Genomic DNA, 20,741 nt, shown 5'->3' with positions numbered 1-20,741 from the left:
GGCTTGACGGAAGAAAAGATATGGTCTATAATACTGTAAGCAACTAATCGCGTAAGGCGTTTTTATATTTTAGGAGTGGTATGGCTAAAAAATTAAAGATCGGATTTTTGGGCGGCGTAGGCGAGATCGGCAAGAATATGACCGTGATCGAATACGGCGACAGCATTATCGTTATCGACGCGGGGCTGACGTTCCCGTCCGAGGAAATGCTCGGGGTGGACGTCGTTATCCCCGATTTTTCCTATCTCGTGGAGAATAAGGAAAAGGTAAAGGCGATTCTCTGCACGCATGGTCACGAGGATCATATCGGAGCGATCCCGTATCTTTTGCAGGTTTTGGATTCTCCCGTCATTTTCGGATCGACCTTGACGCTCGGACTCATTCGCGGAAAGATCGAAGAATTCGGATTGAAGGCGAAAATGAAGACGGTGGACAGCGGGACGGAGATCTCCGTGGACTGCTTCAAGATTCGTTTCTATAAGGTCTGTCATTCGATCGCGGGCGCGCTCGCGCTTTCGATCGACACGCCGCAGGGCATGATTTTCCACACGGGCGATTTCAAGATCGACCATACGCCGATCGATAACGAGCAAATGGATTTTTACGCGCTTGCCGAACTCGGGAAAAAGGGCGTAAAACTGATGCTTTCGGATTCCACGAACGCGGAGCGCCCGGGGCACACGATCAGTGAAAAGAAGGTCGGCGAAAGCATTTCGAGGATCTTCGCGGCGAACTCGGGTCGGCGCATCATCGTCGCGACGTTCGCTTCGAATCTGCACCGCATTCAGCAGATCCTCGACATCGCGGCGGCGAGCGGCAGAAGAGTCATCCTCAGCGGGCGCAGCGTCATCAAAGTCGTCGAACTCGGGAAGACCTTGAAACTTTTGCATTACGACGACAGCTTGATCGTAAACGAAGCGGCGATGAAAAAGATCCCGCCCGAGAAACTCTGCATTATTTGCACGGGGTCGCAGGGCGAGAGGGTCAGCGCGCTTACGAGAATGGCGGCGGGCGAGCATCCCTCGATCACCGTCGGGATCAAAGACACGATCATCATCTCCGCGAGCGCGATCCCCGGAAACGAGAAGAGCATTTATAACGTGATCAACAGTTTGTATCGTCTCGGCGCGGAAGTCATTTACGCCGCGATCGAAGACGTCCACACTTCGGGACACGCGCATCAGGAAGAGCTCAAAATGATGCTTTCTCTGATTCGCCCGAAATTCTTTATTCCCGTGCACGGCGAATTCCGTCATTTGAAGATTCACGCGGGCATCGCGCAGTCGATGGGGATCCCGAAAGAGAATATCTTGATCCCCGAGCTCGGCTGGTGCGTCGAAGTCGCGAAAGACGGACTCAAAAAACTGGACGGCATCAAAGCCGGGAATTCCTACGTGGACGGCGACGCGGTCGGCGATCTCGAACCCGTAATCAAGGATCGCAGGCAGCTTTCGGCGGACGGCTTTATCATTATTCTTTTGACCGTCAGCGTCGAAAACGGAAAGATCCCCGCGCAACCCGAGATCATAACGCGCGGTATGGCGGCTCTTTCGGAAGAGGAGATCGCCGAGATGAAAAAGCAGGTCGTCGGCGCGCTCAAAAATATGAAGTATATCAACAGCGACAACCGCGAAGCGGTCAAATCCACGATCCGCAGGACGGTTCGGAAAATGCTGTATCAATCCTCGCAGTCTTCGCCTATGATCGTCCCGATCGTCGTGGAAAAATAACCGATGGAAACCGAACTGCTTTCTCCCGCCGGTACGATGGAAAAACTCTGCGTCGCCTCTCATTTCGGGGCGGACGCCGTTTATTTTTCGGGTAAAAATTTCGGGCTTCGCGCCTATGCCGGCAACTTCGAAAAAGACGAGATCAAAGCTGCTCTCGATCTTTTGCATAAGGAAGGGAAGAAAGGCTACGTTACGGTCAACTGCTTCGCTTACGACGAGGACTTTCCCGCGCTCAAAGAGTACCTCGCTTTTCTTTCGGAAGCGGGCGCGGACGCGATCATCGTCTCCGATCTCGGCGTCCTTTCTCTCGCGAGAAAAGAATTTCCCTCGTTGGACGTTCACGTCTCCACGCAAGCGAATACGCTGAATTCTTACGCCGCTTCGTTTTACGCCGATCTCGGCGTTACGAGGATCGTCCTCGCGCGAGAACTTTCGACGGATCGAATCAAAAGAATCCGCGATTCGCTGGATCCCTCCGTCGAGATCGAGTGCTTTGCGCACGGGGCGATGTGTATCAGTTACAGCGGGCGTTGCCTGCTTTCGAATTATCTGAATGGGCGCGACAATTATAAAGGAGAATGCGTGCAAGCCTGCCGATGGGAGTACGTCATCCACGAAAAGGGCAGGAGCGAAAGAGAACTCTCTTTGGATGAGGACGAACGCGGCGCGTATATTTTGAACAGCCACGATCTCAAAACCATCACCTTTTTGGATGAACTCGCGAAAGCGGGCGTCTATTCTTTCAAGCTTGAAGGCAGAATGAAATCCGCGTATTACGTCGCTTCCGTCACGGACGCCTATCGCCGCGCGCTCGACGCTTTGATGAAAAATCCGAGCGGCTATCGTTGCGAAAAGGAATGGGACGAAGAACTCTACCTTTGCTCCAATCGCGGATTTACGGAAGGTTTTATGCGGGGCGGAAAGGGGAGTGCGGACACGATCGCGTACGATAATTCGCAATCCAAGGGCGGCGCGGAATTCGTAGCCAAAGTTTTAGGCTATGATTTTGAAAAAAAGTGTGTTATAATAGAACAAAGGAATCGATTCGCCGCAGGTGAGACGCTCGAATTGATGTCGCCGGGGAAAGATCCCGTCGCGATCAAAGTCGAAGAAATGTTCGACGGAGAAGGCGAAAAGGTCCTTGATGCCTGCCTCGTTCAGCAAAAACTGTTTATAAAATCGGAGACGCCGGCGTCCGCGTGGGATATTCTGAGAAGGAGAAAGTCTTGAGCATCAAGTGGAACAAACATCTCGTTATTTTATACGATAAGCAGAAAAGCACGTTGATCTGCGACGCTCTGAACAAAGCGATCGCTTCTTCTTTTCCCGAGTGCGATATCATAACGGTGGACGACGTCGGGTATTTGAACGCCGGCAACCGTTTTTGGCGTGTGAAAACCGCGAAATTTTCCGCGAAAAACGCGCGCTTTTTCGTCAGTTGGTTCAGTAAGATCCGCGAAAAGAGCGACGAGACACGCATCAAGGAAGAGCGGGAGCGCGTTACTTCGGGCGAAATCGGTAAACTGACTTTTTCCGAGCGTCATAACAGCGCGATCGGAAGAATCGTCAATATCATCAATCGTTTCCGCCCGGCGATCATCGTCGCGACGAATTCCTATTCCCTGAAATTAACATTGCTCGCGAGAAAAATTACTGGAAGCGACACAAAGATCGTCGCCGTCGTCTCGGATTTTGCCCTATCGGGCGCGTTCGTGCGCACGGGCGTGGATCTTTATATGGTCGAAAACGATATGCTTCGCGACGCGCTGATGCGTTTCGGCGTGGATCGCGATAAAATCGTCATTTCGGGTATGCCGTACTCCGAGGATCAACGCCCCGTTTCTTCGAGGTTGCAGGCGAGAAACGCTCTCGGTTTGACGAGCGATCTCCCTTTGATCGTCGTAAACGGAGGGGATTATTGCACCGCTACGATCAAGGATAAGGTGGCGAGGCTTCTTTCGGAGAGAAGAAAGTTCGCGCTTTTGGTCTTAACGTACGGGAACGGTTCGATCCGTCGCTATTATAAAAAGATCGCGGAGGAATCGGAGATCGAAGTCATCTTCAAATCCACGCTCGAATATTCTTTGATTTTCGCGGCGGCGGACGTCATCGTCACCATTCCCGACACGCATTTTATTTTCTCCGCTTTCGTCAATAAGATCCCCGTCGTCCTTTTGGACGGGATCACCGTCCTCGAACACGATATTTTCCGCTATCTCGTCAGCAGCGCGCTCGTCACTCCCGCGAAGACGCCCGAAGAGACCTACGCCGCTGTGGAAGAATTGCTCCTCGACCCCGAAAGGCGCGTCGAAATGATCGACCGAGAGCAGAACTATTATTTGAAAGAAAAGACCTATGGCGGCGGCTCTTTGCTTTATGATCTTTTGCGCCTTTCTTCCGCCGACGATTTGAACTGATCTTCCTTGTTTTCATCGGATTTTTCTTCGTTTTCGCGCATTTCTCCCGCTTCGAAAAAGGTTTGGGCGCGCGGGCTGTTTACGGCGCGCATCGTCAGCGCGAGGAGATGCTGGATCAAAAGCCCGAAGATCGCGCTCATCCACATAACGGCAAACGTATACGTTCCGCCGATTTCTCCGCCTTTTTTAACGAAAATCAAATAGAGCGTGACCCCGATAAAACCGCCTACGTTCGCCGAGAAAAGGCAAGAAGCGAACGTCCTTTTCGAAACGAGCGCGCACCAGACGCCGGAAAGGATCGAAAGGAGAAAGGCAAGCATCCCCGCGTCCCATACGGAAGAAAAAACGTAGGTATAAAGAAACGCGATCCCCGCTTCGGTCAGGCATCCGATGATCCCGAAGAGCGCGTCCGAGGGCTTTTCCGTCCTGCGAATAAACGCGTAAAAGGAAAGAAGGACGGATAGCGCGCCGCCGAGATACAGAGCGTAGCCCCGCCCGAGCCCGATCCCGCCGCGAACGTTCAAAAGGACGATCAGAAAGATCGAAAAAGTCGCGATGAAATCGTTGATATAAAGCCTTGCCGTTATCTTTTTCGCAAGCCCCGTCATGACGAGGACGGCGGCTACGAGCAAACACATTTCTCCGAGTAACATCTTTTCTTCCCGGCTCTTAGTTTGCGTCGCGCGCGCCGAAGTATACCCAAGAAACGTTTGACATTTTTAATTAAATGAATAATAATTATTCCTAAGTATGAACCACGATTCGCGTATCGTTAAAAAAGTCGCTTTTTTCGGAGCTGCGAGAAAAGCCGGCGTAAAAAAGGGGGATGAGATCCTGTCGATCGGCGGCTATCCGTACGTGGATGAGACCGATCTTCTCTTTTTCGAGGAAGAATCTTCCGTTCCCGTGACGCTTTCCCGCGGAGGGAAGACGATCTCTTTGACGATCGAAAAAGATCCTTCCGATCCTCTCGGGATCGAAATGACCGAATCCGATTATATCATTCCCTGTCAAAACGATTGTATGTTTTGCTTCGTTCGCCAGCTTCCGAAAGGGATGAGAAAGACTCTTTACGTTAAGGACGACGACTATCGAATGAGTTTCGAAATGGGAAGTTACGTCACTTTGAGCAACCTTTCCCGCGAAGAACTCGATCGGATCAAGAGACTTTCTTTGTCGCCGCTTTACATTTCCGTTCATTGCTTTACGAAAGAGCTAAAAAAGAAGATTTGTCGAAATCCCCACAGCGCGGAACTCTTTTCCGTGTTGGAAGAGCTCGCGGAAGCGGGGATCGTCATGCATACGCAGATCGTTATGATGGAAGGGATCAACGACGGCGACGAACTGATGCTGACTCTGACCGAACTCGCGAAGCTGTATCCGCAGGTCAAGACCTGCGCCGTCGTCCCCGTAGGGCTGACGAAGCATAGGGAAGGGCTTCCCGTCTTGACTCCGATCTCGCCCGAAAACGCGCGCAGGACGGTCGCGGCGGTGGAAAAGCTGAACGCCGAAATGATCGAAAAGAACGGCGCGCCTTTCTGCTTTTGTTCGGACGAAATGTATATCATCGGCGGCTTGGATCTTCCGCCGTACGAGTATTACGGCGATTTCGATCAAATCGAGAACGGCGTCGGGCTCGTCGCGGATTTCTTCAATGCGGCGGATTACGCGCTTTCCTGCGGCGTCGAGCCGAAAGGGGAGTTTTCCGCCGTTACGGGGGTTTCCTTCGCGCCGCTTCTCGAAAAGTACTGTCGGGAGCTTGAAAAGAAGTATCCCGTGAAGATCGACGTTTGCCCCGTTCGAAACGACTTTTTCGGCGAAACCGTTACGGTTTCCGGTCTCGTTACGGGCGGCGATATCATCAAGCAGTACGAGGGCAAACTGAAAAAAGACGTTATTATTCCGAGGACGATGCTCCGCGAATTCAGCGGCGTGTTCTTGGATGAAATTACCCTTTGCGATCTGGAAAAGAGATTGAACGTCAAAGCGCACGTCGCGGAGGGCGGCGAGGGATTCATAAAAATTTTAGGTGGTGAAAAATGAGTAAACCGTTGCTTGCGATCGTCGGGAGACCGAACGTAGGAAAATCCACGCTCTTCAATAAGATCGTCGGAAAAAGGATCAGCATTTCGCATAACACGCCGGGCGTGACGCGCGACAGAATCTACGCGGACGCGTCTTGGTGCGGCTATCATTTTACCGTGATCGACACGGGCGGTATCGAGTATAAAAGCGAAGACCAAATGTGGAAGCATATTCGGACGCAGGCGGAGACCGCGATCGAGATCGCGGACGCGATCATTTTCGTCGTGGACGGAAAGGGCGGGCTTTTGCCCGATGATTACGCGATCGCCGATATGCTCAGGACTTCGCGCAAGCCCGTCGTCCTTGCGGTCAATAAGCTCGATAATCCTTTCGAGACCGCTTATGAGTTTTACGAGCTCGGTCTCGGCGAGCCTTTCGTCCTTTCCGCCGAGCATAATATCGGGATCGGAGATATCTTGGACGAAGCGTGTAACCATCTGAAAAAAGTGGACGAGGAAGAAGAAGACCCCGCGATCAAAATCGCCGTCGTCGGCAAACCGAACGCGGGCAAGAGTTCTCTCGTCAATAGGATCCTCGGGACCAAGCGGACGATCGTCAGCGACGTCGCGGGAACGACGCGCGACGCGATCGACACTCCGTTCGAGCATAACGGCGAGCCGTACGTCCTGATCGACACGGCGGGGATTCGCCGTAAAAGAAGCGTCGAAGAGGACGTGGAGTATTACAGCGTCCTTCGCGCATTCGGCGCGATCAAGCGCGCGGACGTCGTCTTTATCGTCGTGGACGCGGAAGAAGGGCTGACCGAGCAGGACGTCAAGATCGCGGGCAAAGTCCACGAAGAAGGAAAGGCGAGCATCATCGTCATGAATAAGTGGGATAAGATCGAGAAAGATACCCACACCGTCGAAAAGTTCAATAAAGATCTCAAAGAGAAATTGAAGTTTATGGATTATTTCGTTCCGACTTACGTTTCCGCGCTGACGGGAAAGAGGGTGGATAAGCTTCTCGACGAAGCGAAAGCCGTTTGCGCCCGCTCCCGAAACAGGATTGCGACCGGAACGGTGAACGACGTGATCTTAAATCTCGTCGCGATGAACGAACCCCCGACGAAGAACGGTCGCAGGCTCAAAGTCTATTTCGCGACGCAGGCGTCCGTCTGCCCGCCGACTTTCGTCGTCAAGGTGAACGACGCGTCTTTGATGCACTTTTCGTATATGCGCTATCTCGAAAACGGGATACGCGAATCGTTTGATTTTTCGGGAACGCCGATCCGCTTAATTGTGCGTGACAAATCGGACGAAGACGAGTATAATGGATAAACGGAGGCAGGTATGAAATACGAATCCCTTTCTAAAGAAGAAATCAAGCACGAGCTTACGGCGGAAAAGAAACGGTACGACGTTATCCAAAAAGAGAAACTTTCGCTCGATATGTCGAGAGGAAAGCCCGCCGCCGAGCAACTCGATCTTTCGATGCCGCTTCTCTCGGTTCTTTCGGAAAACACGAAATTTCCGAAGGGTCCCGATTACAGGAATTACGGTATTTCGGACGGAATTCCCGAGCTGAAACAGCTTTTCGGCGAGCTCTTCGGAGTCCCCTCGGAGTACGTCTACGTCGGCGGAAACAGCAGCTTGAATTTGATGTACGATATGATCTCCGATTCGATGCTGACGGGCGTCCTTTCTTCCGAGCCTTGGTGTAAGCTCGATAAAAAAGTCAAATTCATTTGCCCCGTTCCGGGCTACGATCGCCATTTCAATATCTGCGAAAAACTCGGGATCGAGATGATCTCCGTCCCGATGAACGAGGACGGTCCCGATATGGGCGTCGTCGAAGATCTCGTTAAATCCGATCCGATGATCAAGGGCATTTGGTGCGTTCCCCGTTTCAGCAATCCGAGCGGCGTCGTGTACAGCCCCGAAGTCGTAAAACGCCTTGCGCAAATGAAAGTCGCGGCGCCGGATTTCCGCATTTATTACGATAACTCCTATTTCGTCCACACGCTTTCGGACGACGCTCCCGAGCTCGTCAATATCTTTGATATCGCGAGAGAAGCGGGGACGGAAGACAGAATCTATATGTTCTCTTCGACGTCCAAGATTACGTTTGCGGGCGGCGGCGTCGCGGTCGTGATCGCGTCCCCGAAGAATATGGCTTCCATCAAAGAAAAGATGGGGTGGAAGACGATCGGTTTCAATAAGATCTGGCAATACGCGCATTTCCTCTATCTCGAATCGGTCGCGAAGATCAAGACGATTATGAAAGCGCAAGCCGAGAAGATCCGTCCCAAATTCGAGATCGTTTTGGACGCGCTCGAAAAGAATTTCGGCAACAGCGATCTCGTTACTTGGAACGCCCCGAAGGGCGGCTATTTCATTTGCCTGAAATGCCCGAACGGGACGGCGAAACGCGTTTGGACGCTTTGCAAAAAAGCGGGATTGACGATCACTCCCGCGGGCGCGTCGCATCCTTTGCATATCGACGACACCGATTCTTATCTCCGCATCGCTCCGACGTATCCTTCCTGCGAGGATCTCCGAAAGGCGACGGACGTTTTGATGACGGTTTTGAAGATCGTCGTTCTCGAACAATTGCTCGATTAAAGGCTCTTCGGAGCCTTTTTTTCGCTTGGGTGCGCGGATTCGCCAAACGAGGCGGAAACGTTTGACTTAATATTTTAATATTGATATATTAAAAGTAATGGATATTTTACGGAGGAGAGTATGCTTCAACTCATCGATATTGTTAAGAATTATTTGTCCGGCGATACCGAAGTTCACGCGCTCAAAGGAGTGAGCATGGCGTTTCGCGAAAGCGAATTCGTCTCCATTCTCGGTCATTCCGGGTGCGGAAAAACGACTCTTCTCAATATCATCGGAGGGTTGGATCACTATTCGAGCGGCGACCTCGTCATTAACGGAGTCTCGACCAAGGAATATAAAGACCGCGATTGGGATAATTACAGGAATCATTCGATCGGGTTCGTCTTCCAGTCCTATAATCTGATCCCGCATCAAACCGTTCTCGGAAACGTAGAACTCGCTTTGACGCTCTCCGGCGTAAAGAGGGCGGAAAGGAAGCTCCTCGCGGAAAAGGCGCTCGAAAAAGTCGGGCTTGCGGATCAACTCGGCAAACGTCCGAACCAGCTTTCGGGCGGTCAGATGCAGCGCGTCGCGATCGCGAGAGCGCTCGTCAATAATCCCGATATCATTCTCGCGGACGAGCCGACCGGCGCGCTCGACACCGAGACCAGCGTCCAAATCATGGAACTTCTGAAAGAAGTAGCCAAAGATAAGCTCGTCATTATGGTTACGCATAACCCCGAGCTTGCGGAACGCTATTCTTCGCGCATTATTCGCTTGAAAGACGGCGAAATGGTTTCCGACACCTTCCCGTTCGATCCTTCCGCCGAAAAAGCGAGCGTTGAAGAGACCGCTTCGACAGCTTCCGCGGAAGAAGAAAAAGTCGAAGAGACCGCCGAAAAAGAAGAGCCTACCGAGAAAAGCGAAGCGGAAGTCGCCGCCGAAGCGCCCGCACTCAAAGGAAAGCGCGCGGCTCGCGTAAAGACGAAGAAACCGAGTATGTCGTTCGTAACGGCGTTTTCGCTTTCTCTCCGCAATTTGTTTACGAAAAAGGGCAGGACGTTTTTAACGGCGTTCGCCGGCAGTATCGGGATTATCGGGATCGCTTTGATCCTTTCTTTGTCCAACGGATTCCAAAACTATATCAACCGTTTGGAGCGCGACACGCTCTCGGGCTATCCCGTCGTCATTACCGAGACTTCTTATTCCACCGACGCTTTCGCGGAGATCATGAATCGGGAATCGTCCACGAAAAACGCGTATCCGACGGAGAAGAGCGTCTATTCGCACGACGTTCTCGCCAAACTCCTTCAAGGTTTGACGGGTGCGATGAACGTAAACGATCTGAAATCCTTTAAGGCTTGGATCGAGCAAAATCGCGATCGTTTCGATCCGATTACGAACGCGATCAAGTATATTTACAGCACGAATTTCTGCATCTATAAGAGCAATTATTCGGATTATAAGAACGACCAATTATATCCCTACGAAATGCCTGCGGAAATGCAGGGCGCATTCGGCGGGGAGAACAGCGCTTTGATGAACGAATATATGAAGGCGATGATGAACGAGATCTCGATTTGGGAAGAGCTCGTCGATAACAAAGAACTTCTCGCCGAGCAGTACGACGTTTTGGAAGGAAACTTCCCGAAAGCGCACGAAGAAAAAGACGGGAACGTCTTCGAAGTCGTTTTGACCGTCGATAAGTATAACAGGATCAGCGACTATCTGCTCTGCGCGATCGGATTAAAGGATATCAAATCGGTCTTCTCGAACGCGATGAAAGAGCAGTTGACCTCTTCGGTTTACGATTTCGAAGATTTGATCGGGACGACCTACAAAGTCGTCCTCGGCGCGGACAAATATAAAGACCAAGACGGAAATTGGGTCAATAAAGAAAACGACACTTACTATATGCGAAACGTCCTCGATCGGGCGATCACTTTGCGGATCGCGGGTATCGTTCGCCCGAAGGAAGGCGTAACTTCCGCAATCATCGGCGGCGTCATCGCGTATAACAAAGATCTTACCGAGTACGTCATTCAAAAGACCGCGCAAGCGCCGATCGTGCTCGCGCAAAAGCAAACCCCCGAAGTAAACGTCTTTACGGGCGCGCCGTTCGCGGAAGGAGAAAGCTTGGATCAAAACCTTTTGACCCTCGGCGCCGTCGATCTCGACACTCCGTCTTCCATCTATATCTACGCGAAAGGTTTCCACGAAAAGGAGACGCTTTCCGCTCTCATTAAAGAATATAACGAGACGGCGGGCGCCGATAAGCAGATTAAGTATAACGATATGGTCGCGAGCCTTATGGGGTCGGTCAGCACGATTATCAACACCGTTTCCTACGTCTTGATCGCGTTCGTCTCGATTTCCCTCGTCGTTTCTTCCATTATGATCGGGATCATAACGTATATCTCCGTTTTGGAGAGGACGAAAGAGATCGGCGTCCTGCGTTCGATCGGCGCGAGCAAGAGGGATATTTCGCGCTTGTTTAACGCGGAAACTTTGTCGATCGGGTTTATGTCGGGTATATTCGGTATCTTCGTAACGGTGCTTTTGAATATCCCGATCAATATAATCATCAAATCGTTGACGGGGCTGTCGGGCATCGCCGCGCTTCCGATCATCGGAGCCGTGGTCCTCGTCGTGATCAGTATGTTCTTGTCATTCGTGGCGGGATTCATCCCCTCGAAGATCGCCGCGAAGAAAGATCCCGTCGTCGCGCTCAGAACGGAGTAACCACGAAATGGAACTCGTGATCGCAAGTAATAACAAGAATAAAGTTCGCGAGATCCGCGAGATCTTAAAAGGGAAATTCGAGGCGATCTATTCGCTTTCCGATCTCGGTATCGTCTGCGAAGCGGAGGAGACCGCGCCCGATTTTATGGGAAACGCCTTGATCAAGGCGCGCGCAGTCGCCGCGTTTACCGATAAAGCCGTCCTCGCGGACGATAGCGGACTTATGGTCTCCGCGCTCGGCGGCGCGCCCGGCGTCTATTCCGCGCGCTATGCCGGCGAACACGCTTCTGATGAACAAAATAACGATCTTCTTTTGAAAAACCTCGAAGGCAAGGAAAACCGCGAAGCGCAATTCGCGGCGACCGTCGTCCTCCTTTATCCGAGCGGGGAAATCTTCGCGGGAGAAGGCTTCGTAAAGGGCGAAATATTGAAAGAAAGAAAAGGGAAGAGCGGGTTCGGCTACGATCCGTTGTTCTATTCATACGAACTGAAAAAGACCTTCGGCGAAGCGACCGAAGAGGAAAAGAACGGCGTGAGCCACCGCGCGCGCGCCTTGGAGAATTTGTTGGCGAAATTATGAACATCATGGTATTTTCCGATCTGCACGGGGATAGCGACCGTGAGATCGCGGTGGCATTCGAAACGTGCGATTACGTCATCTTCCTCGGTGACGGCTTGTCCAAGATCCGAGGATTCGAGTATATTTACCCCGAAAAATTTATTTTCGTCAGAGGGAATTGCGACCTTTGGGACGACACGCCTACGCAGAGGATCCTCGATCTCGACGGCGTCCGCATCCTGATCACGCACGGGCACGAGCAACACGTCAAGACGGGGCTTTTGTGGCTTTTGAAAGAAGCGAAATCGGAAGACATTAATATCGTTTTATTCGGTCATACGCATAAAGCGGAGATCGAAGAATTCGACGGCGTTTTGTTCGTAAACCCCGGGAGCGCGTCCGCTTCTTACGGCGGCGGCGCGACGGCGGCGAGGATCACGGTCGAGAAGGGTAAATATTTTGCGGAAATCGTAAAATTTAATTGAATATAGTTGACATTTCTTTTATTGTCATTGTATTATATCAAACGCTGCTACTAATTATGCGGGTGTAGTTCAACGGTAGAATCCCAGCCTTCCAAGCTGGTCGTGTGGGTTCGATTCCCATCACTCGCTCCATTCCGTGCTCGGCGTAGATTTGGGCCAGTAGCTCAGTTGGATAGAGCAACGGCCTTCTAAGCCGTAGGTCGGGGGTTCGAATCCCTCCTGGCTCGCCAGCACGCGGCAAATGGTGGGTATAGCTCAGCTGGTTAGAGCGCCAGGTTGTGGCCCTGGAGGCCGAGAGTTCGAATCTCTCTACTCACCCCATTTTAATAACCCGTTGGGGTGTCGCCAAGCGGTAAGGCACGAGACTTTGACTCTCGCATCCGTAGGTTCAAATCCTGCCACCCCAGCCAACAAAAAAACCGTCTTTTGTTTTCCAAAAGACGGTTTTTTGAATGAAGCGCATCTGCGATGCATGAAAAATGAAGCAGGGCTTCGCCCTATGAAGCGTGCCTTCGGCACACAAAGGGGAACGTGTGCGCTTCGCTTCATGCGAGCGCAGAAAGTGCTTTATGGCGGCAACGCCGCCGCTTCATGTTTTCGAAGAAAACGCTTCATTGGCATGACGTCAATGTTATGATATACTATACTGGGAAGGTGATGGAAGCATGCAAAACGATAAACTTGCAGAGCAATCTATGGAATTTGCCGTATTGATTATCAATCTGGTAAAAATTTTGAAAGAACAGAGGGAAAGCATTATCTCAAATCAGATCGGTAGGAGTGGAACGTCCATTGGTGCCAATATCCGTGAGGCAAAATATGCGCACGGGACGGCGGATTTTATATCAAAAATGCAGATTGCGCTGAAAGAAGCGAACGAAACCGGGTATTGGCTGGAATTGCTTTTCAAAACAAATTACATAAACGAGGAGCGGTACAATTCCCTTGAATCAAAATGTAAATCACTCCGCGCGATGCTTGTTTCCTCTGTTAACACAGCAAAGGAAAACAACAAATGAAAAATCTATTTAAAAAACGAATCACAAGGCATATCACGCCGATGCGCTCTTGGGAAGAAATTGTGCCTATAATGTTCAAGCAAGGTCTTGACGGTTGGACGGATGAAATCGTACAGGTCATTTATAATCCGGAGCATATAAAACGTTTTGTTATTTTGAAGAGTAAACACGGTTATTATAAATATGTTTATGAGATACTTCGCCAATTCGACGAAGAAGAATGGATGTATATAGGCAACCAACCCGGAGCACTTCCGGCAATGTGGGAACCGGTCGGTGGCAGTCACGTGTCACTATTCTCCGGCATAGAAGAAACATTAGAAGCTGTCAAAGCATTACCTGAATACAAGCAACACTTTTTGACAGAATAATGTGAATGTATCTATTATGTATCATTTTAGGTTTCTTATCTTAAATCTGCACCATTTAGGTGCTCTTATACATAAAAGAAATCTCTTTTGTCTACCATTGCAAGAGAGGTTTCTTTTGCACTTTTTATCCCATAATATTATGATAAAGAAATTGATAAGTCGGGATTCAGAGAGGTGAAAATGGATCAAAGAATAATCAGAGCACATCACTTTTGCACAAATAATAAAGCTATGCTTTTACACGACAACAAATGCGGATGCTTTTTCTGTTTATCCATATTTGCTCCTGCTGAAATTAACGAATGGATTCAAGGAACAAAGGAGACGGCTCTTTGCCCGTTTTGCGGTATTGACTCTGTCATTGGGGAGAGTTCCGGGTACCCGATAACAAAAGATTTTTTATCAAAGATGAAAGAATATTGGTTTTGAATCGATAAAACTCGGTTTATAGATATTGCAAGGCGCTTTTTTTGAACGATGTGTGTCGCTCTCGCGGAAGGTGATGTGCGCTATTGGCACGAGAGGCGGAACTCATCACATCACTTTGCGGTAAAACCGCAAAGCATCACGGTTTGTGAAATAAACTGCATCACTTCCGCCGTCGGTACAAGTGTCACAAAAAAACAGGTTCCCTTGTATCGGAATTATTTGTGCGCTGTTTTGATGATCTTTGTTTCGGCGACTGATCGAAGTTTGACAAGGGTTCTTCTTTGTGATAGCATAAAAAAGTCGGTTTTCCGCTTTGCGGTTATTCCGGAAGTGAAGAATATGAATCTGAACGTAATGTATTTTATCTTCTTCATAAACCGACCTCTTTTTTGTCGTTCGGAAATGTTGATAAGATGCATAGGGGGGAATGCCATTTGAAAAATTACCGATATGTTCTTTTTGATTTGGACGGAACTTTGACGGATTCCGCGCCGGGGATTATGAATGGATTCGAGTATGCGATCCGTAAGATGGGCAGGGAACTCCCGGATCGATCGAAACTCCGAAAGTTCGTCGGTCCGCCTCTCAAAGATTCTTTCGGTCGCGTTCTCGGTTATTCTCCCGAGGAAACGGATCGGGCGATCGCTTTTTATCGGACGTATTATAACGAAAAGGGCGGCGCGTTTGAAAACGTCGTTTATTTCGGCGTCGAAACCTTACTTTCGGATTTGAAAGCCGCGGGTAAGACGCTTGCCGTCGCCACATCCAAAGCCGCGCTCCCGACGGATCTCGTCCTCGATCATTTCGGTTTGAAAAAGAACTTCGACTTTGTCGCGACGGCGGAGGACAGCCTTCGCCCGTCTAAAACGGACGTGATTCGATACGCGCTTGAACGGCTCGGGGTCACGGATCGATCCGAAGTCGTAATGGTCGGCGACAGGGAGAACGACGTTTCGGCGGCAAACGCGGTCGGGATCGATTCGATCGGCGTTTTATACGGATACGGCGATAAAGAAGAGCTGACGAAGGCGGGCGCAACCTTTCTCGCGGAAAGCGCGGTCGATATTAGAAAATATATTCCGTGAGATCGTTTCGTTCGGAAACGCATCGCGCGGTTAAAACGGGTCGGAGGTTATTATGAGAAAAGCTCTGTTGATTATGGTCGTAACGACGATGGTTTTGTCGCTTTTTTGTTTTGCGGGTTGCGATAAGTACGTTTCGTCGTATAACGCTCTCGGTATCGTGACGACGAATTCTTCGGATTCTTCTTCGATTTCTTTCGTGTCGCTGGAAGGAACGAAGGTTTTGACTTTGAAATGTAAAAACGCATCGACGGAGAAATTGAAATACTCCGCAAAAATGAAAGAGGGTAGCGCGGTCGTCTATTACGATGCGGGCGACGGAAAAAAAGAGCTGTTTTCCGTTCGCGCGGGCGAAGAGATTTCGTCTGAGATCGACGGGCTCAAAAAGGGAAAAATCTATATCGTTGTCGAGACGAAAGAGCAATGCAAAGAAGGAGATTTCCGATTCGATATCGTTTGAGAAAGAGAGGAATTTCCGCCTCCGAGCGGCATTTTTCGGTAGCTTCGTCTTTTCCCGCATAAATCGGAATAAACAATATGGAATCGTTCGGTTTACAAAAGAAAACGCTTATGGTATAGTTAGGACGGTTTTTTTTGAGGGATTGTTTATGTGGGGAAAAGTGATTTGGGGAATTTTGATACCGCTTTTGGGAACGTGTCTCGGCGCGTCTTGCGTCTTTTTTATGAAAAAGGAAATGGACCCGAAGCTCAAAAAGGGGCTGACGGCGTTTGCCGCGGGGATCATGGTTTCCGCTTCGTTTTTCAGTTTGATCGTCCCTGCGATCGAGGAGTCCAAATCGCTCGGGCGGTTTGCGTTCGTTCCTTCGGTGATCGGCTTTTTGATCGGTATGCTGTTCCTTCTCGGGCTGGATATCGTGATCCCGCATATCCATAACGACAACAGCGAAGAGGGCGTCCCGAGCGGATTGAAGAACACGACGAAGATGTTCCTCGCCGTCGCGCTCCATAATCTTCCCGAAGGAATGACCGTCGGCGTCATTTTCGCGGGTTGGCTTTACGGAAACGAAAGCATCAGCCTCGCGGGCGCGATCGTTATGTCCGTCGGTATCGCGCTCCAAAACTTCCCGGAAGGCGCGATCGTCTCGATGCCGCTTCGCGCGGAGGGAATGAAAAAGGAAAAGACCTTCTTATACGGCGTCCTTTCCGGCGTCGTGGAACCGATCGGCGCGCTTTTGACGATTTTTGCGGCAAAAGTCTTTCTTCCGATCCTTCCGTATCTTTTGGCGTTTGCCGCGGGCGCGATGTTTTACGTCGTCGTCGAGGAGTTGATCCCCGAGACCGCAAAAGGGGAGCACACGAATATTTCGACGGTCGCATTCGCCGTCGGCTTCGTCGTTATGATGGCTTTGGACGTTGGGTTGGGTTAAACCGCCCCGTTTTTTTTATTTCATGGACGAAATTTTGAATTTTTGCGTGTATTTGGGTAAAATCGCTTTGCTCACGCGCGCGTAAAATGCTATACTGTTAAAAGGAAAATTTTGGCGGCTTTGCCGCTCTTTCAATAGGAGGGATTATGAAAGTTCAGTTTACCGAAACGGTACTTCGCGACGCGAACCAATCGCTCATTGCGACGAGACTTCCCATCGAAAAATTCGAGGGTATTCTCGGCGAGATGGATAAAGCCGGATATTATTCGGTCGAGTGTTGGGGCGGCGCGACGTTTGACAGTTGCTTGCGCTTCTTGAACGAAGATCCGTGGGAAAGGCTCCGCAAAATCAAAGCGGCGATGCCGAACACGAAATTGCAAATGCTTTTGAGAGGGCAAAACCTTCTCGGTTATAAGCATTATCCGGACGACGTCGTTCGTAAATTCGTCGAGCGTTCCGTCGCAAACGGGATCGATATCATTCGTATCTTCGACGCGTTGAACGATATGAGAAATATCGAAGTCGCCGTCGACGAGACGATCAAGCGCGGCGCGCTCGCGTCCGGCGCGATCAGTTACACGACGAGCCCCGTCCACACCCTTAAAAACTTCGTCGAAGTCGGCAAGACGATGAAGAAAATGGGTTGTGCGACGATCTGCATCAAAGATATGGCGGGCGTTATGGGGCCGCAAGAAGCCTACGATCTCGTTTCCGCTTTGAAAAACGAAGTCGGACTCCCCGTCATCCTTCACACGCACTGCACGACCGGTCTCGCGTACATGACCGCGCTGAAAGCGGTCGAAGCGGGCGTCGATATCCTCGACACTGCGACGAGCACTTTCTCGGGCGGAACGTCGCAACCCGCGACCGAGACCCTCGCTTACGCCTTAAAACAACTCGGTTACGAAGTCGATCTCGACGCCGACGTCTTGAAGAAGATCAACGATTTCTTCAAACCCGTTTTCGCGGATTTCGTCAAGAGCGGAACGCTGAAAGCCAAATCTCTTTCCACCGACACGAACGCTTTGAGCTACAAGGTCCCGGGCGGTATGCTCAGTAACCTCTTATCTCAGCTCGAACAACAGAACGCGCTCGATAGATTGGAAGAAGTCTTGGCCGAGACCCCGAAGGTCAGGGAAGACCTCGGTTATCCGCCGCTCGTTACCCCGATGAGCCAAATGGTCGGCGTGCAAGCGACGAGCAACGTCCTTTACGGAAAATACGTAAACGTCGGCAAAGAAGTCAAAGCTTATCTCCGCGGTGAGTACGGCAGAGCGCCCGGCAAGATCAACGAAGACCTCAAAAAGAAAGTCCTCGGCGACGAAAAGCCGATCACTTGCCGTTTTGCGGACACTTTGGAACCCGCTTTCGAGAAGACCAAGAAAGAGCTCGCCGGAACCGTGAAGTCGGATGAAGACGTCCTTTCTTACATCGCTTTCCCGCAGGTCGCAGAGAAGTTCTTCGCCGCGAGAAAAGAAAGAGAAGAAAAGCAAGTAAAATACACCATTGAAAAGGTGGAGGATTGATTATGGGAAGCTTGATCGCAACCAAATTTACGGTACCACAAGGTCTGCTTTTGGCGCTTGTCGGATTCTGCCTCGTAATTTGCGTTTTGTTCATCTTGATGGGCTTTATCTATCTGCTTTCCTTCGTCGTTCGCAAATTCGAAGGGAAGGGGAAAAAATCGGCGGATAAAAGTAAAGTCGAAAGCCCCGCGCCCGCTTCGGAGCCCGAACTCGCTCCGGGCAGCAGCGGCGCCATCAAGCTCTATAACGTGGACGAGCGCACCGCGGCAATGATCATGGCGATCGTCGCGGACGAATTGCAAACGCCCCTGAACGAACTCAAATTCATCTCTGTCAAAGAAGTCACCGAGGAGGGAAAATAATTATGAAATATAAGGTTAAATTGAACGGTAAAATATACGAAGTCGAAGTGGAAAAGGGCAATGCGGAACTCCTTTCCGAGTATGACGCAATTTCCGCTCCTGCGGCTGCTCCCGCCGCCGCTCAGGCTCCTGTCCAAGCTCCCGCGGCGCCCGCCGCTCCCGCTGCTGCGGCAAGCGGAAACGCGACTCCTTCTCCTCTCCCCGGCGTCGTCGTCGCGGTGAAGAAGAACGTCGGCGATAAGGTCAAATCCGGCGAAGTCGTTATGCTCGTCGAAGCGATGAAGATGGAAAACGAGATCACCGCCACCAAAGACGGAACGCTCGTCGCCGTCCTTGCGCCTAAGGGCACGCAAGTTCAAATCGGAACGCCCCTTTTCGAGATCGCGTGAGGGAACTATGAGTGCTGTAAACATTGGTGAAATTCTGAAAAACCTTTGGGAGGGATCCGGTTACTCGATGATCCATTGGCAACAAGTGGTGATGCTGGTCGTCGCGTGCGGGCTTCTCTTCCTCGGTATCGCAAAAAAATTCGAGCCGCTTCTTTTGGTCGGTATCGCGTTCGGTATGCTTTTGACGAACCTTCCGGGGCTCAGCACCGAATCCGCCGCGCTCTTCCATTCCGAATGGTGGACGGGCGAAGATGCGGTCGCACACGGCGTCGATTATCTGAACGTCCTCCAACACGGCGGACTTTTGGACGTCTTGTATATCGGCGTTAAGACCGGCTTGTATCCCTGCTTGATCTTTATCGGCGTCGGCGCGATGACGGATTTCGGTCCGATGCTCGCGAACCCGAAGTCATTGATCCTCGGCGCGGCGGCTCAGCTCGGTATCTATATGGCTTTGATCCTTGCGATCACCGTCGGCTTTACCGGCGAAGTCGCGGCTTCCGTCGCGATCATCGGCGGCGCGGACGGTCCGACCGCGATCTTCGTAACGAAGACCCTCGCTCCCGAAAGACTCGGCGCGATCGCGATCGCCGCGTATTCCTATATGGCGTTGATCCCGTTGATCCAACCGCCGATAATGCGCGTGCTCACGACGAAGAAAGAGCGTATGATCAAAATGGATCAGCTCCGCACGGTTTCCAAAAAGGAAAAGATCATCTTCCCGATCGCGGTTACGATCATTACCTGCGTCCTTCTCCCGAGCGTCGCGCCGCTTCTCGGCTGCTTGATGTTCGGTAACCTCTTGAAGGAATGCGGCGTTACCGAAAGGCTTTCCGATACCGCGCAAAACGCTTTGATGAATATCGTTACCTTGTTCCTCGGGATCTCCGTCGGCGCGACGGCGCAGTTTGAGACCTTCTTGACCTTCGACACGTTGAAGATCGTCGGGCTCGGACTCCTCGCGTTCTGCTTCTCCACGGCGGGCGGCGTCCTTATGGGCAAACTGATGTGCTTCATCACGAAAGGCAAAATCAATCCGCTTATCGGCGCGGCGGGCGTTTCCGCGGTTCCCATGGCGGCGCGCGTGGCACATAACGAAGGTAAGAAATGGAATCCCGATAACTACCTTTTGATGCACGCGATGGGACCGAACGTCGCCGGCGTTATCGGCTCGGCGGTCGCGGCGGGCTTCCTTCTCGCGATCTTCTGATAAAACGCAAATCGTTTTTCGCGCGGCTTCGTGTCGCGCGTTTTTTTTACGCGGCGAGGGGGATTGAAATTCGGATCGATTTATGCTATAATAAGGCGCGAAAACGAAGAAAAGGAGAGAGCGTATGCGTAAAATTTTAGTGGCCTATTTCAGCGCAAGCGGAGTAACGAAACGCGTTGCGGAAAACCTATCGGACGCAATCGGCGCGGATCTTTTCGAGATTGCTCCGAAGATCCCTTACTCGAAAGCGGATTTGAATTGGATGAATAAGAATTCCCGAAGCAGCGTCGAAATGGCGGATCGTTCCGCGCGCCCCGAGATCGGAGTAAGAACCGATCTTTCCTCTTACGACGCCGTCTTGATCGGCTTCCCGATCTGGTGGTATCGCGAGCCTTCGATCATCG

The 20,741-nt window shown here is 51.0% G+C and carries 20 protein-coding genes and 4 tRNA genes; 23 read left to right on the top strand and 1 reads right to left on the bottom strand.

What is annotated here, in order from left to right; all coding sequences use genetic code 11:
- Positions 1-80 precede the first annotated feature (80 nt).
- Genes K5753_00645 through K5753_00635 form a run of 3 tightly spaced genes read left to right on the top strand, consistent with a single transcriptional unit; the run spans position 81 to position 4,147 of the window.
- Complete coding sequence (locus K5753_00645; GenBank protein ID MCR4725710.1) at positions 81-1,730, top strand: ribonuclease J; 1,650 nt, start codon at positions 81-83, stop codon at positions 1,728-1,730.
- Positions 1,731-1,733: 3 nt separating this feature from the next.
- Positions 1,734-2,960: a U32 family peptidase gene (locus tag K5753_00640; protein ID MCR4725709.1), complete on the top strand. Its 1,227-nt coding sequence runs from the start codon at positions 1,734-1,736 to the stop codon at positions 2,958-2,960.
- Positions 2,957-4,147, top strand: coding sequence for a hypothetical protein (locus K5753_00635; GenBank protein ID MCR4725708.1), 1,191 nt, complete (start codon positions 2,957-2,959; stop codon positions 4,145-4,147). The genes K5753_00640 and K5753_00635 overlap by 4 nt, the downstream gene beginning before the upstream one ends.
- Here K5753_00635 and K5753_00630 read toward each other — a convergent pair.
- Positions 4,105-4,800, bottom strand: a complete 696-nt coding sequence (locus K5753_00630) for a hypothetical protein (GenBank protein MCR4725707.1) — start codon at positions 4,798-4,800, stop codon at positions 4,105-4,107. The genes K5753_00635 and K5753_00630 overlap by 43 nt on opposite strands.
- A gap of 97 nt (positions 4,801-4,897) precedes the next feature.
- Between K5753_00630 and K5753_00625 the strand changes: the two genes are divergently transcribed.
- The 20 genes from K5753_00625 to K5753_00530 form a co-directional block, all read left to right on the top strand.
- On the top strand, positions 4,898-6,190 hold the full coding sequence (locus K5753_00625; protein MCR4725706.1) for a DUF512 domain-containing protein: 1,293 nt from the start codon (positions 4,898-4,900) through the stop codon (positions 6,188-6,190).
- Entirely contained in the window at positions 6,187-7,512 is a 1,326-nt protein-coding gene (gene der / locus K5753_00620; GenBank protein ID MCR4725705.1) for a ribosome biogenesis GTPase Der, read from the top strand. Before K5753_00625 ends, der begins: the two co-directional genes overlap by 4 nt.
- A gap of 12 nt (positions 7,513-7,524) precedes the next feature.
- Positions 7,525-8,796 (top strand): aminotransferase class I/II-fold pyridoxal phosphate-dependent enzyme, encoded by a 1,272-nt coding sequence (locus K5753_00615; GenBank protein ID MCR4725704.1) that lies wholly within the window; start codon positions 7,525-7,527, stop codon positions 8,794-8,796.
- A gap of 120 nt (positions 8,797-8,916) precedes the next feature.
- A complete protein-coding gene (locus K5753_00610) occupies positions 8,917-11,517 on the top strand; it encodes an ABC transporter ATP-binding protein/permease (protein MCR4725703.1) in 2,601 nt (866 codons plus the stop codon).
- 7 nt (positions 11,518-11,524) lie between these two features.
- Positions 11,525-12,097 (top strand): RdgB/HAM1 family non-canonical purine NTP pyrophosphatase, encoded by a 573-nt coding sequence (gene rdgB, locus K5753_00605; GenBank protein ID MCR4725702.1) that lies wholly within the window; start codon positions 11,525-11,527, stop codon positions 12,095-12,097.
- Positions 12,094-12,561, top strand: a complete 468-nt coding sequence (locus K5753_00600) for a metallophosphoesterase (GenBank protein ID MCR4725701.1) — start codon at positions 12,094-12,096, stop codon at positions 12,559-12,561. The genes rdgB and K5753_00600 overlap by 4 nt, the downstream gene beginning before the upstream one ends.
- A 58-nt stretch (positions 12,562-12,619) precedes the next feature.
- Positions 12,620-12,693 (top strand) — tRNA-Gly (locus K5753_00595).
- Between the two features lie 21 nt (positions 12,694-12,714).
- Positions 12,715-12,791: transfer RNA gene (locus K5753_00590), tRNA-Arg, on the top strand.
- A gap of 14 nt (positions 12,792-12,805) precedes the next feature.
- A tRNA-His gene (locus K5753_00585) sits at positions 12,806-12,882 on the top strand.
- Positions 12,883-12,896: 14 nt separating this feature from the next.
- Positions 12,897-12,971: transfer RNA gene (locus tag K5753_00580), tRNA-Gln, on the top strand.
- A 255-nt stretch (positions 12,972-13,226) separates the two neighbouring features.
- Positions 13,227-13,580, top strand: coding sequence for a four helix bundle protein (locus K5753_00575; protein MCR4725700.1), 354 nt, complete (start codon positions 13,227-13,229; stop codon positions 13,578-13,580).
- Positions 13,577-13,951 (top strand): hypothetical protein, encoded by a 375-nt coding sequence (locus K5753_00570; GenBank protein MCR4725699.1) that lies wholly within the window; start codon positions 13,577-13,579, stop codon positions 13,949-13,951. Before K5753_00575 ends, K5753_00570 begins: the two co-directional genes overlap by 4 nt.
- Before the next feature lie 842 nt (positions 13,952-14,793).
- Positions 14,794-15,465, top strand: a complete 672-nt coding sequence (locus tag K5753_00565; protein MCR4725698.1) for an HAD-IA family hydrolase — start codon at positions 14,794-14,796, stop codon at positions 15,463-15,465.
- Positions 15,466-15,517: 52 nt separating this feature from the next.
- The gene (locus K5753_00560) at positions 15,518-15,922 is read left to right on the top strand and encodes a hypothetical protein (GenBank protein MCR4725697.1); all 405 of its coding nucleotides are present in this window, start codon (positions 15,518-15,520) and stop codon (positions 15,920-15,922) included.
- 148 nt (positions 15,923-16,070) lie between these two features.
- Positions 16,071-16,850 carry a ZIP family metal transporter gene (locus K5753_00555; protein MCR4725696.1) on the top strand — a complete coding sequence of 260 codons (780 nt, stop codon included), beginning with the start codon at positions 16,071-16,073 and terminating at the stop codon, positions 16,848-16,850.
- Between the two features lie 143 nt (positions 16,851-16,993).
- Positions 16,994-18,376 carry a pyruvate carboxylase subunit B gene (locus tag K5753_00550; GenBank protein MCR4725695.1) on the top strand — a complete coding sequence of 461 codons (1,383 nt, stop codon included), beginning with the start codon at positions 16,994-16,996 and terminating at the stop codon, positions 18,374-18,376.
- Positions 18,377-18,378: 2 nt separating this feature from the next.
- On the top strand, positions 18,379-18,738 hold the full coding sequence (locus tag K5753_00545) for an OadG family protein (protein ID MCR4725694.1): 360 nt from the start codon (positions 18,379-18,381) through the stop codon (positions 18,736-18,738).
- Positions 18,739-18,740: 2 nt separating this feature from the next.
- A complete protein-coding gene (locus K5753_00540; GenBank protein ID MCR4725693.1) occupies positions 18,741-19,127 on the top strand; it encodes an acetyl-CoA carboxylase biotin carboxyl carrier protein subunit in 387 nt (128 codons plus the stop codon).
- A 7-nt stretch (positions 19,128-19,134) separates the two neighbouring features.
- On the top strand, positions 19,135-20,337 hold the full coding sequence (locus K5753_00535; protein ID MCR4725692.1) for a sodium ion-translocating decarboxylase subunit beta: 1,203 nt from the start codon (positions 19,135-19,137) through the stop codon (positions 20,335-20,337).
- 124 nt (positions 20,338-20,461) lie between these two features.
- On the top strand, positions 20,462-20,741 hold a 280-nt coding region (locus tag K5753_00530), incomplete at its 3' end, for a flavodoxin (GenBank protein MCR4725691.1).

The organism is Clostridia bacterium, from assembly GCA_024685775.1.
Lineage (GTDB): Bacteria > Bacillota > Clostridia > Christensenellales > CAG-1252 > CAG-1252.
Note: the sequence above shows the minus strand (reverse complement) of the source record. Positions and strands in the feature narration are given on the sequence as shown.